Source organism: Hymenobacter nitidus, assembly GCF_020447315.1.
GTDB lineage: Bacteria > Bacteroidota > Bacteroidia > Cytophagales > Hymenobacteraceae > Hymenobacter > Hymenobacter nitidus.
Genome location: NZ_JAJADQ010000004.1, coordinates 400020 through 411982, shown reverse-complemented (window position 1 = coordinate 411982; position 11963 = coordinate 400020). Strand labels below are relative to the sequence as shown.

Here is an 11963-nt window from a genome sequence, read left to right as displayed (position 1 = left end):
AGCATTTCTTCCCCAATGTCATTTCTTAAATCGGATACGCCCCTCGACCTGGTAAAGCACCTGCTGGTGATTGGGGCCGCGGGAGCGTTGCTGCTGTTTGGCTTCTTTTTCGTCTACCTGCCCATTACCACCAACCACGGCGAAACCATCGTGGTGCCCAAGATTACGGGCATGAAGCAGGAAGCCCTGGAAGACTACCTCGACGAGCGGAACCTGCGCTATTTCGTGGACGACAGCAGCTATAACCCCACCATTGCGCCCTTCACCGTGCTGACCCAGGACCCTGCACCGGGCGAGCGGGTGAAGGAAGACCGCAAAATCTACATCTCGGTGAGCATGAAAAACCCACCGGTGATTAAGATGCCCAAGCTGGTAGACGGCTCGGTGAAAAATGCCCAGATGATTCTGAAAAGCTACGACCTAGTGGTGGGTGAAATCAAGCTGGTGCCCGACCTGGCCCAGAACGCCGTGCTCAAGCAGCTCGTGAACGGGAAGGAAATTGCGCCCGGTGCCCCCATTGCCAAAGGTACCCGCGTGGATCTGGTGGTCGGCGACGGGCAGGGTAACCAGGAGTTCCCGGTGCCCAACGTGGTGAACATGCCCCAGGATGAAGCCGCCACGCTGCTCGTGGGCCAGGGCCTGCAGGTGGGCGAAATTTTCTACCAGCCCGCCGAGGAAGGTCAGACGGATGGCACCGTGGTGAAGCAGCGCCCCGTACCTTCGCCCGGCGCCACTATCCGCATGGGCCAGCTCGTGGACCTGTGGATAGCCGGCGACGCCCCGCTTAAAGCCGTGGAGTAACCAGTGTTCCACTGATCAGCAGCTTTTGCAAAAGACCTTTTCGGAACCGCCGGGAAGGTCTTTTGCTTGTAGCGTATACCCGCTACTGCTGCGGCCGGGCGCCCCGGGCCCAAGCCTTGAAATATTCTGACCGCCGCCCACGTTTGGCTTACGTAACTTGCCTCTATGACCCGTTCATTACGATTAGTACAGTCTTTTCTGCTGGCGGCCGGCTTGCTGCCCCTTGCGGCCCAGGCCCAGGAAGTAGGCCCGTTGACCAATGACCCCAGCCGCGCGGCTTCGCTGACGACGCAGCCCGAAATGGCCCGCCCCAGTGTCCTCGCCCTGCCCTTTTTCGACGACTTCTCTACCCAGCCCGAAGGCGCGCCCAGCCAGGAGCGCTGGCAGCGGGGCGGCGGCACGCTGGTCAACAACCGATTTGTGCTGGCGCCACCGTCCCGCGGGGCCGTCACCTTCGACGGCCTGAAAGGCAACGGGCAGCCCTACGGCAGCTTCTTCAGCGACACCGATACGCTCACGTCCCAGCCCATCGACCTGAGCGGCCTCACGCCGGGCGACAACGTGTACCTGAGCTATTTCTGGCAGGCGGGCAATATTTTCTCGGCCCCGACCAATGCCAGCAGTTCGCGGCCGGTGTTTATCCGGCTCGAATTCCTGGACAACAACGGCATCTGGCGCCAGATCTGGATGCAGCGCAGTCAGGGCGTACGCACGGGCTTCCGGCAGCTGCTGTTTCCCGTGGCCGAAGCGCGCTACCTGCACGCGGGGTTCCAGTTCCGGTTTCATACCTCCGGCAACCAGTCGAACGTGGACAACGACGACGCCTGGAGCATCGACTACGTGCGCCTGGACCGCAACCGCTCGGCCACCGACTCTACCAGCCGCGACATTGCCACCAGCCGCCCGCTCACCAGCCTGCTGAAGCGCTACACGGCTATGCCGGTGTGGCAGTACAACGCCAATGCCACTCCCAGCGCGGAGCTAAACAACGTCATCAGCACCACAATAAACAATCTGGGCCCCGGCCCGGCCAGCACCCCGGTCGACTGGCTGGGCACGGTGCAGATTCTGCCTGCCGGCCCCGTGGCTACCACCACCAAGGCCGGCAAGTCGCTCGACCCGGGCACGCGCCAGAGCCCCGTGACGGTGGACGCCCGCAGTCTTGCCATTCCCGTGACGCCCGAAGAAAAGGTGCTGCGCCATTCTATTTACCTGCTCACGGGGGAAGCCGCTACCTCCCGCACGGTACGCAACGACACCATCTCGCGCCTTACGGAGCTGAAAAACTACTACGCCTACGACGACGGCACGCCGGAAGGCACGCTCAGCATCGAGCGGTTTTCGAACACCGGCGTCCGTTACCGCGCCTACCGCTTCGACCTGAACAAGCCCGACCAGGTGCGCAGCCTGCGCCTCTACCCAATTCTGCCCGCCGCGGCCGGCCGCCTGATTACGGCTAACGTGTGGGACGACGTGAACGGCCAGCCCGGTGCCCAGCCCAAGGCCACCCAAAGCTTCACGATTCCGGCCACGCTGCCAGCCGGCCAGCGCTACATCGACATCATCTTTTCAAGCCCGGTACCGGTTTCGGGCACGTTTTACGTGGGCTACGGGCATGGGCCGTTCGGCAACTCGGTGGTGCCTTTTGCCCTGGATCTGAACAACGCGCCTCCGGAGGGCTACTTCCTCAAAAACACGTTTGGTACCTGGGAAAACGCCTCCTTCGACTACTCCAGCGTGGGCGGTGCTCCGAATGGCTCCATTATTATGCGCCCGGTGATGACCAATAACCAGACCGTAACGGCCAACACCGAGGCCCAGGCGGCAGCAGCTTATTCGCTCTACCCCAACCCCAGCTCGGGCGTGGTGCGGGTGGAAGGTGCCTACCAGCAAGCCGCCGTGCTGGATGCCCTGGGCCGCAGCGTCTGGACGCAGCCTGCGGGCCAGAGCCGCACCGGCGAGCTGGACCTGCGCCAGCTGCCCGCTGGCGTGTACCTGGTGCGGCTTACCTTGCCTGATGGCCAGCTTGTGCACAAGCGCCTGGTGCTGGCCCGCTAACCCGTTTCGCTGATTCCTCGGCTGAATTGGCTATTGTTGCGCCCGACACCGTACTTTCTGTCACGTATCACCCGCTCCTACCCCTATGAACGACATCACCCCCGAAGAGCTAAAGCAGCGCCAGGCCACCGGCGAAACCCCCATCATCCTGGACGTGCGCGAAACCTGGGAAAATGAAGAATCCCGCATCGACGGCAGCCAGAACATTCCCCTGGGCACTCTGCCCGACAAAATTGCCGACCTGGAAGAGTTTAAAGACCAGGAAATTATCGTGCACTGCAAAGGCGGTGGACGCTCGGCTACGGCCAAGGCCCTGCTGACCCAACACGGCTTCTCGCACGTGCGCAACCTGCTCGGCGGCATCACGGCCTACAAAGCGTAGAGCAACTTTCCTTTTTAGGTTTCGAAAGCCGGCTTTCCGAACTGCGGAGGGCCGGCTTTCTTGTTGCTCGACTTTTAAGCCCTGACACCGAATACGTTATAATCAGATAAGAAATTTAATTGTACACAATCAAACATTGCGCAATCAAACCCGTTATACTTGCACAACCCTATGAGTACTCCGAGCGAAAATTCTTCTGCGGCCCTGCTAAAACTGGAAAACCAGCTGTGTTTTCCGCTGTATGCCGTTTCGCGCATGCTGACCAAGGCCTACCAGCCCTATCTGCAGGCCCTGGACCTGACGTACCCGCAGTACCTGGTATTTCTGCTGCTGTGGGAGCACGACGAGCTGACGGTGAAGGAGCTGGGCGAAAAGCTACTGCTCGACTCGGGCACGCTCACTCCCCTGCTCAAACGTATGGAACAGAAGCAGTGGCTCAGCCGCCGCCGCGACCCGCGCGACGAACGGTCGGTGCTCATTGCGCTGCTGCCAGCCGGCCAAGCCCTGCGCGAGGCCGCCTGCCACATTCCCGAACAGCTGCTGGGGCACATGGGCATGTCGCAGGATGAATTCGAGCAGCTTCGCTCCCAACTCAACACGCTTTTAACCAAGCTCGCCTGATCCGGCGGGTTATTTTTACCCAACTCACACTCTTCTCTATTCCGATGAAAATCGAAAAAATCTTCACTGCGCAAGCATTGGCCAAAGGTGGCCGCGACGGTCATGTTAGCACCAGCAACAACGTGCTGGACGTGGATCTGAGCACGCCCAAGGAAATGGGCGGCCCCGGCAAAGCGGGTGCTACCAACCCCGAACAGCTGTTTGCCGCCGGCTATGCTGCCTGCTTCGAAGGTGCGCTTGGCGTAGCCGCCCGCCAGGCCAAAGTGAAGCTGGAAGGCGTAACGGTGGAAGCCTTTATCGGCTTCGGCAAAGCGGAAGACGGCGGCTACGGCATTTCGGCCGATCTGCACGTGAACATTCCCGGCGTGGAGCAGGCCCAGGCCGAGCAGCTGGTAGAAGCCGCCCACGGCATTTGCCCCTACTCGCGCGCTACTAAAGGCAACATTGAGGTGACGCTCAATACGACGACCAACGCGTAAGCATTATTTCTGGCGCCTGTCGGGCGGCACTGCTGAAGGACTTTTTCCGCTGGAACGACCATCGTCATCACGACTCGTTTCAAAGGAATATGTCTTTCGACAACGCTGCCTGACAGGCGCCGTTGTTTCTATTCTTTTCCCAATCCTGCCGCTATGAAAACCCAAACCATTCTGCTGGCCAGCCGCCCGAAAGGTCTGCCGACGGCTGAGCAATTCCAGTTTGAAACCATCGAGCTGCCAACGCCCAGTGTGGGCCAGGTGCTACTCAAAACCCTGTACGTATCGGTCGACCCCTACATGCGGGGTCGCATGAACGAGGGTAAATCCTACGTGCCGCCTTTTACCGTGGGCGAGCCTATTGCGGGCGGGGCCGTGGCCGAAGTACTCGAAAGCCAAAATGAAGCCTTGCCGGTGGGCAGCGTGGTGGTCGGCAACCTGCCCTGGCAGCAATACAGCCTCGCCGACGGCAAAGGCCTGAACCGCATCCCGACCGACAAAGCCCCGGTGAGCTACTTCCTGGGCCTGCTGGGCATGCCGGGGCTGACGGCCTACTTCGGTCTGCTCGACATTTGCCAGCCCAAAGCCGGCGAAACGGTAGTCGTATCGGGGGCAGCCGGGGCCGTGGGCATGGTGGTGGGCCAGCTGGCCAAGATTGCGGGAGCACGTGTGATTGGCACGGCCGGCTCGGATGAGAAGGTGGCGTACCTGAAGCAGCTGGGCTTTGATGAGGCTATCAACTACAAAACCACGCCCGACATTGCCCAGGCCCTGGCCGCTGCGGCCCCCAACGGCGTAGACTGCTACTTCGACAACGTGGGCGGCCCCATCACCGACGCGGTGTACGACCTGCTCAACAAGCACGCCCGCATTGCCCTCTGCGGCCAGATTTCGAGCTATAACGATACCGAAGCCCCCGTAGGCCCCCGGCCCGAAGGCAAGCTGCTCAAAACCAGCGCCAAGCTCCAGGGCTTTATCGTGAGTGACTACTTCAGCCGCTGGCCCGAAGGCGTACGGAAGCTGACCGAGTGGTATGGCCAGGGCAAACTGCAGTTCGAGGAAACCATTACCGAAGGCTTCGACCAGATTCCGGCCGCCTTCCTGGGCCTTTTCACAGGCGAAAACACCGGCAAAGCCATTGTGAAAGTAGCCTAGCCGCTTTACCTCCCTCCCCTATTTCCCGCAACATGAGCACTTCAGCCGATATCTATTGCGTAGCCGCCGAGTGGCTGGTGCAGCCCGGCCACATAGAAACTGTGCGCCGCCTGCTGCTCGAAGCCGCGGCGGCCGTGCGCCAGCACGAGCCCGGCAACCTGGTCTACACCGCCCACCAGTCGGCCGACGAGCCGGCGCGGTTTTTCATCTACGAGCAGTATGTGAGCCAGGACGCGCAGCTAGCCCACCGGGCCGCCCCGCATTTTCAGGAGCTGGTGCTGAATCAGATTGTGCCCCTGCTGGCCGAGCGCAAAACCACGTTTTACCGGCTGCTGGCCTAAGTACGGCCCTTTTCACTTTCCTTTCTTCCCCTTTCTACACAACGCACTATGAACATATTATTGGTATTGACGTCCCACGACGAGCTGGGCAACACGGGTCACAAAACCGGCTTCTGGCTGGAGGAATTTGCCGCCCCCTACTACGTTTTCAAAGATGCCGGCGCCACCCTCACGCTGGCCTCGCCCGCCGGGGGCCAGCCGCCCCTCGACCCCAAGAGCGACGACCCCAGCGCCCAGACCGACGCCACCAAGCGCTTCAAGGCCGACCCCGCCGCCCAGCAGGCCCTGGCCTCCACGGTGAAGCTCGACTCGGTTTCGGCTGCCGACTACGACGCGGTATTCTACCCCGGCGGCCATGGCCCGCTGTGGGATCTGGCCGAGGACAAAAAGTCGATTGAGCTGATTGAGACGCTCTATGCGGCCGGCAAACCGGTGGCCGCCGTGTGCCACGCGCCCGGCGTGCTGCGCCACGTGAAAGCCGCCAACGGCGAGCCGCTGGTGAAAGGCAAAAAAGTAGCCGGCTTCACCAACACCGAAGAAGCGGCCGTGCAGCTCACCGACGTTGTGCCCTTCCTGGTGGAAGACATGCTGCAGGAAAACGGCGGCAACTACTCCAAAGGTGCCGACTGGCAGCCCTACGTCGTGACGGACGGCAACCTGATTACGGGTCAGAACCCGGCTTCTTCGGAACCCGCCGCCGAAGAATTGCTGAAACTGCTCAAGAAGTAGGTTTCCGAGCGGAACCCTGTACGTCGCCCCGGCTGCTCTGGTATCAGAAGCGGCCGGGGCGACGTTGGTTTTGAGGTGGGATTGGTCGGCAGTTTGTGTTGCAGAAGCGGCGGTTTGTATAGCTCCGCGGGCAGGTGCGGGCCGCACCTTTGCCGAGTACTTTCTGCCACCCATTCCCCTGCTCTATGAACCTGACTTCCTTTCGCACCCTGGGCCGCTCGGGCCTGGTGGTTAGTCCGCTGGCCCTGGGCACCATGACCTTCGGCAACCCACGCTGGGGCTCGACCGACGAGATATCCGAAGCCGTTTTTACGGCCTACGTGGAGGCGGGCGGCAATTTCCTGGACACTGCTGATGTATATTCCGGCGGCCGCAGTGAAGAGTTGCTCGGCCGCTACATCAAGGCCCGCGGCCTGCGGGAGCAGCTGGTACTGGCTTCTAAATTCGGCTTCAATGCCCAGCCCGGCAACCCTCACGCCGGCGGCAACGGCCGCAAAAACCTGTACCGGGCCCTGGAAGGCTCCCTGCGCCGTCTGGGCACCGATTACCTGGACCTGTACTGGCTGCACACCTGGGACATGGTGACGCCGGTGGAGGAAGTGCTGCAAACGCTCGGGGACCTGGTGCGGGCGGGCAAAATCCGCTACTTCGGCTTCTCCAACGTGCCCGCCTGGTACGCGACCCAAGCCGCTACGCTGGCGGCGGTTCACCATCAGCCCGGCCCTATTGCCCTGCAACTCGAGTATTCGCTCGTGTCCCGCACCATTGAGCAGGAGCACGTAGCCGCGGCCCGCGCCTGCGGGCTGGGCATTACGCCCTGGAGCCCCCTGGCGGCTGGTTTTCTGGCGGGCAAGTACCGGCCCGAAGGCACCGGCTCAGCCAGCGGCCAGGGGCGGCTCACCGGCCCTAACCCCTTTGGCAACAGCAAGTTTACCGACCACAACTGGCGCGTGCTGGAAACGCTACGCGACGTAGCCGCCCAACTGGAGCAACCCCTGGCTCCGGTGGCTCTGGCCTGGACGCTGGCCCAGCCAAGTATCAGCTCTCTTATTCTGGGAGCCCGCCAGCTTAGCCAGCTTCACGATAACCTGGCTTCGCTCACCCTTCAGCTTACGCCCGAGCAGCTGCAGCGGCTGGATGAAGCCAGTGCCCCGGCCCCGACCTCCCCCTACGGCATCTTCTCGCCGGCCGTCAACCGCAGCATCTTTGGGGGCCACGAGGTGCAGGCGTGGCGGTAGATGCCGCGTTTTGTGTTGCACAAGCACCGGTTTGTATAGCTCGGCCGGAGTGCTGCCGCCAGACCTTTGTAGTGTAATCTGTTCCTACTATTCCCTTGACAACCACAACAATGAGCACCATCAAAAAAGTAGCCCTGGGCAGCCAGGGCCTGGAAGTACCCGTCGAAGGCCTGGGCTGCATGGGCATGACGGCCGGCGTAAACGGTATGAGCGTGTATGGCGAGGCCGACGAAACGGAAAGCGTAGCTACCATTCACCGGGCCCTGGAGCTGGGCATCAACCTGCTCGACACGGCCGACCTGTATGGCCCGCTGCTGAACGAGCGGCTGGTGGGCCGGGCCATTGCCGGCCGGCGCCAGGAGGTTATTCTGGCCACCAAATTCGGCTTCGAAGTAGATGACCAGGAAAACTGGACCGGCCAGTACAACGGCCGCCCCGAGTACGTGCGCAAATCCATTGAACGTTCGTTGCGCAACCTGGGTACCGACTACGTGGACCTTTACTACCTGCACCGCCTCGACCCGAACACGCCCATTGAAGACACCGTGGGGGCTATGAGCCGCCTGGTGGAAGAAGGCAAAGTGCGTTATTTGGGCCTTTCCGAAGTGTCGGCCGACATTCTGCACCGCGCCCACCAGGTGCACCCCATTACCGCTTTGCAAACTGAGTACTCGCTCTTCGACCGGGGCGTGGAGGAAAACGGCATGCTGCAGCTCACCCGCGACATGGGCATCGGCTTTGTGGGCTACTCGCCGCTGGGCCGGGGCTTTTTGTCTGGTGAACTCAAGAGCCCCGACGACCTGGAAGCCTCCGACTCGCGCCGGATTTTCCCCCGTTACCAGGGCGAGAATTTCTACCGGAACCTGGCTTTGGTCGAAAAGCTCCAGGCGCTGGCCCAGGCCAAGGGCGTCATGGCCGCGCAGCTGGCCCTGGCCTGGGTGCTGGCCCAGGGCGTGGTGGCTATTCCGGGCACCAAGCGCCGTAAGTACCTGGAGCAGAACGTGGCGGCGGCCAGCCTTGCGCTCAGCCCCGCGGAATTAGCCGAGCTGGAAGCCATTATGCCGGTGGGCAGCTCGGCCGGCGCGGCTTATCCCGAAGGTTTCTAAAGCTGATCAGGGGGTTGGGCTGTTCGTATTCAACCCGGAAGCGGTTTGCGAACCAGCCAGGCAGCGAACAGCCCAACTTACCTCTTACCTTACCCCGCTATGAAAGCTGCCGCCAAAGAATTCCTGGTTCTCAACACCGTCACGGACTATACCCGCTTCTACGGTTTGCCCGCCCCGGCCCACCCGCTGCTCACGGTAGTCGACCTGGAGGAGGCACGCTGCCTGCCCCGCGTTACGACGCCGGTCGTGCAGCAACTCTATACCGTGGCCTTGAAGCGGGGCCTGAAAGGAAACATCATCTACGGCCGGCAATCCTACGATTTCAGTGAAGGCGTCCTGTTTTTTCTCGGGCCCGGCCAGGTATTCGCCGCCGATGACACCCTGGATGCATCGGAACTGAGCGGCTGGATGCTGATTTTCCACCCCGATCTGCTGTTGAAGCACCCATTGGCCAAGAAAATGGCCGGCTATTCTTTCTTTTCCTACCAGGCCCATGAAGCCTTGCACGTCTCGGCCAAGGAAGAAACCTTACTGGAAGGCCTGCTGCGCGGTATCCGGGCCGAATACGACCAAGCCATTGACGCCTTCAGCCAGGAGCTGCTGGTTTCGCAGCTCGACGTACTGCTGAGCTACGCCAACCGCTTTTACCACCGCCAGTTCCTGACCCGGCGCACGACCGAGCACGACTTGCTGAGCCGGTTTGAAACCCTGCTGACGGCCTATTTTACCCAGGATGGCGAGCAGCCCCTGCCCACCGTGCAATATTTTGCCGATGCCCTGCACGTGTCGCCGGCTTACCTGAGCGACATGCTGCGTACCCTGACCGGACAAACCACCCAGCAGCATCTGCACCACGCGCTGATTGAAAAGGCCAAACATCTGCTGCTCAGCACGTCCTTATCTATCAACGAAACCGCCTTTCAGCTCGGCTTCGAATACCCACAGTACTTTACCCGTCTCTTCAAGAGCAAAACCGGCCTGACGCCGGCCGCCTTCCGGGTGTCGGCGAATTAAAAGCTACCCCAGCCGCCCATCCGGGGCGTAGCGCAACTCGCCCAGTTCCACCAGCTCCCGCAGCTGCTCGGTAACGGCAGTGGCTTGGCCGGGGGCAAAGTAGGCTAGTACTTCGCGCGGGGTTTGGGGCGTCGTTTTCAGGAGCTGCACCAGCTGCTCGCGCAACCCGGTTACGGGGGCCGCAGGCTGCCGGGCTTTCTTTTGGGCCAGGCAATAGTCGCACACCTTGCAGGGCGCCGCGTCCAACTCGCCGAAGTATTCCAGCAGCAGTTGCTGGCGGCAGCGCCCCCCGTCGGCGTAGCGTATCACCGATTCGGTTTTGTGCACGGCCAGCTCCCGGGCCTGGTTCAGGCGCTTCTGGTCGAGCGGTAGCTTGTCGGCATCGTGGCGGCCGGTGGTAAACAAGGCCTGGGGCGACTCGTGCTTGGGCTGGTACTGAATAATACCGGAGCGGTGCAGAAACACGAGCATCTTGCGCACATCCAGCACGCTTTTCTTCAGGTGCTGGGCCAAGCTGTTTTCCGAAATACGCTGGAAGCCTACGAATAGCTCCCCGCCGTTGAAGCGCAGCAGGCTTTTAATAAGCTGGTCGTGCTGGGCGTTGGCCACCTGAAACCGGTACAAATCGGTATGGTCGATGGGAATGTGGACCCGGGCCGGGTTGTTCACGGCCTCGTTTACCTGCACGAAACCTTCCCGCTCCAGGGTCCGGAGGCTGTTGTGCGCGTCCAGGGCCTTGATGCGGTAGGTTTCGGCAAATTGCTGCAGGTCGAAGTCGAAAGCCACCAGCTCACCACCACCCACTGCCGTGCGCGAGAAGTTGGCTAGCGCCTGGTACACGCGCCGCACGGTATCGAGGGGCGGAAAGGCTTGCTGGGTGCGGCGGCGCAGCTCGTCGGCGTCGTTGGGACCCTGCAGAAGCACGGCAAAGGCGTACTTCTCGTCGCGCCCGGCTCGTCCAGCCTCCTGGTAGTAAGCTTCCAGGTTGTCGGGCGCGTCGAGGTGCACCACCAGGCGCACGTCGGGCTTGTCGATGCCCATCCCAAAGGCGTTGGTCGCCACGATGCAACGGATGCGGTTCTGCATCCAGTCCTGCTGGGTGCGGGTGCGCTGCTCGGAAGGTAGGCCAGCGTGATAGGGTGCGGCCTTCACCCCGGCCTGCTGCAGAAAAGCAGCCGTATCCTCGGTTTGACGGCGGGTGCGGGCGTACACAATGCTGGTTTTGTCGGCTCCCACGCCTCGCACTACTTCCTCCAGGCGCCGCAGCTTGTCTTCGGTACTCAGCACCGAGTACGAGAGGTTGGGCCGGGCAAAGCTTTGCTGAAACACCCGATGGGTGGCTCCGAAATGCAGCTTTTCGACAATATCCTGGCGCACCTGCTCGGTGGCCGTAGCTGTGAGAGCAATGCAGGGCACACCGGGCAGCAGCTCCCGCAGCTCAGCAATGCGCAGGTAGGGCGGGCGGAAATCGTAGCCCCACTGCGAAAGGCAGTGCGCCTCGTCCACGGCCAGCAAGCTCACCTTCATCTTCTTCACCCGGGCCTGAAACATGTCGGTCAGCAGCCGCTCCGGACTCACGTAGAGAAACTTCACCGGCCCGTACACGCAGTTGTCCAGGGTCTGGTCAATTTCGGTATGGCTCATGCCCGCATACACGGCCTCGGCTTTGATGCCACGCTTGCGCAGGTTTTCCACCTGGTCCTTCATCAGGGCAATCAGCGGCGACACGACTACGCACAACCCCGGCCGGGCCAGGGCCGGCACCTGAAAGCAGATGCTCTTCCCTCCTCCGGTAGGCAGCAGCGCCAGGGTATCCTGCCCAGCCAGCACCGAGCGGATTATATCCTCCTGCAGAGGCCGGAACGCCGAGTGGCCCCAGGTCTGGCGCAAAACCAGCAGAATGTCGTCGGTGGGTAGCTGTGACAAAGCGCGTAAGGATAGAGGTAGAATAGACTAGCGAAGGTACAGCAGCCGGGCGGGAAACGGAAGCACTGCTTTTGCTGCCTGTTTTGCTCGTCTGTCATCCTTGATCTGGCGTACGC

The 11963-nt window shown here is 61.7% G+C and carries 12 protein-coding genes; 11 read left to right on the top strand and 1 reads right to left on the bottom strand.

The window, feature by feature from the left end:
- Positions 1-15 precede the first annotated feature (15 nt).
- The 11 genes from LGH70_RS10160 (at position 16) to LGH70_RS10110 (ending at position 9921) form a co-directional block, all read left to right on the top strand.
- Positions 16-801, top strand: a complete 786-nt coding sequence (locus LGH70_RS10160; protein WP_226185123.1) for a PASTA domain-containing protein — start codon at positions 16-18, stop codon at positions 799-801.
- Between the two features lie 165 nt (positions 802-966).
- Positions 967-2859: a T9SS type A sorting domain-containing protein gene (locus tag LGH70_RS10155; RefSeq protein WP_226185122.1), complete on the top strand. Its 1893-nt coding sequence runs from the start codon at positions 967-969 to the stop codon at positions 2857-2859.
- Between the two features lie 85 nt (positions 2860-2944).
- Positions 2945-3241: a rhodanese-like domain-containing protein gene (locus tag LGH70_RS10150; RefSeq protein WP_226185121.1), complete on the top strand. Its 297-nt coding sequence runs from the start codon at positions 2945-2947 to the stop codon at positions 3239-3241.
- Between the two features lie 171 nt (positions 3242-3412).
- Positions 3413-3862 carry a MarR family winged helix-turn-helix transcriptional regulator gene (locus LGH70_RS10145; RefSeq protein ID WP_226185120.1) on the top strand — a complete coding sequence of 150 codons (450 nt, stop codon included), beginning with the start codon at positions 3413-3415 and terminating at the stop codon, positions 3860-3862.
- Between the two features lie 44 nt (positions 3863-3906).
- Complete coding sequence (locus tag LGH70_RS10140; protein WP_226185119.1) at positions 3907-4341, top strand: organic hydroperoxide resistance protein; 435 nt, start codon at positions 3907-3909, stop codon at positions 4339-4341.
- A 153-nt stretch (positions 4342-4494) separates the two neighbouring features.
- On the top strand, positions 4495-5493 hold the full coding sequence (locus tag LGH70_RS10135; RefSeq protein ID WP_226185118.1) for an NADP-dependent oxidoreductase: 999 nt from the start codon (positions 4495-4497) through the stop codon (positions 5491-5493).
- A 32-nt stretch (positions 5494-5525) separates the two neighbouring features.
- Positions 5526-5834, top strand: a complete 309-nt coding sequence (locus LGH70_RS10130) for a putative quinol monooxygenase (protein WP_226185117.1) — start codon at positions 5526-5528, stop codon at positions 5832-5834.
- Positions 5835-5882: 48 nt separating this feature from the next.
- Positions 5883-6563, top strand: a complete 681-nt coding sequence (locus LGH70_RS10125) for a type 1 glutamine amidotransferase domain-containing protein (protein ID WP_226185116.1) — start codon at positions 5883-5885, stop codon at positions 6561-6563.
- A 185-nt stretch (positions 6564-6748) separates the two neighbouring features.
- Positions 6749-7801 (top strand): aldo/keto reductase, encoded by a 1053-nt coding sequence (locus LGH70_RS10120; RefSeq protein WP_226185115.1) that lies wholly within the window; start codon positions 6749-6751, stop codon positions 7799-7801.
- Between the two features lie 110 nt (positions 7802-7911).
- Complete coding sequence (locus LGH70_RS10115) at positions 7912-8907, top strand: aldo/keto reductase (RefSeq protein ID WP_226185114.1); 996 nt, start codon at positions 7912-7914, stop codon at positions 8905-8907.
- 99 nt (positions 8908-9006) lie between these two features.
- A complete protein-coding gene (locus LGH70_RS10110) occupies positions 9007-9921 on the top strand; it encodes a helix-turn-helix domain-containing protein (RefSeq protein WP_226185113.1) in 915 nt (304 codons plus the stop codon).
- 3 nt (positions 9922-9924) lie between these two features.
- Here the strand turns inward: LGH70_RS10110 and LGH70_RS10105 are convergent, their stop codons facing one another.
- A complete protein-coding gene (locus LGH70_RS10105; protein WP_226185112.1) occupies positions 9925-11847 on the bottom strand; it encodes a RecQ family ATP-dependent DNA helicase in 1923 nt (640 codons plus the stop codon).
- Between the last annotated feature and the right edge of the window lie 116 nt (positions 11848-11963).

Excerpts from the sequence above, each read along its gene's own strand:
- LGH70_RS10160 (WP_226185123.1), top strand. The coding sequence starts at position 16 with ATGTCATTTCTTAAATCGGATACGCCCCTCGACCTGGTAAAGCACCTG.
- LGH70_RS10155 (WP_226185122.1), top strand. The coding sequence starts at position 967 with ATGACCCGTTCATTACGATTAGTACAGTCTTTTCTGCTGGCGGCCGGC.
- LGH70_RS10150 (WP_226185121.1), top strand. The coding sequence starts at position 2,945 with ATGAACGACATCACCCCCGAAGAGCTAAAGCAGCGCCAGGCCACCGGC.
- LGH70_RS10145 (WP_226185120.1), top strand. The coding sequence starts at position 3,413 with ATGAGTACTCCGAGCGAAAATTCTTCTGCGGCCCTGCTAAAACTGGAA.
- LGH70_RS10140 (WP_226185119.1), top strand. The coding sequence starts at position 3,907 with ATGAAAATCGAAAAAATCTTCACTGCGCAAGCATTGGCCAAAGGTGGC.
- LGH70_RS10135 (WP_226185118.1), top strand. The coding sequence starts at position 4,495 with ATGAAAACCCAAACCATTCTGCTGGCCAGCCGCCCGAAAGGTCTGCCG.
- LGH70_RS10130 (WP_226185117.1), top strand. The coding sequence starts at position 5,526 with ATGAGCACTTCAGCCGATATCTATTGCGTAGCCGCCGAGTGGCTGGTG.
- LGH70_RS10125 (WP_226185116.1), top strand. The coding sequence starts at position 5,883 with ATGAACATATTATTGGTATTGACGTCCCACGACGAGCTGGGCAACACG.
- LGH70_RS10120 (WP_226185115.1), top strand. The coding sequence starts at position 6,749 with ATGAACCTGACTTCCTTTCGCACCCTGGGCCGCTCGGGCCTGGTGGTT.
- LGH70_RS10115 (WP_226185114.1), top strand. The coding sequence starts at position 7,912 with ATGAGCACCATCAAAAAAGTAGCCCTGGGCAGCCAGGGCCTGGAAGTA.
- LGH70_RS10110 (WP_226185113.1), top strand. The coding sequence starts at position 9,007 with ATGAAAGCTGCCGCCAAAGAATTCCTGGTTCTCAACACCGTCACGGAC.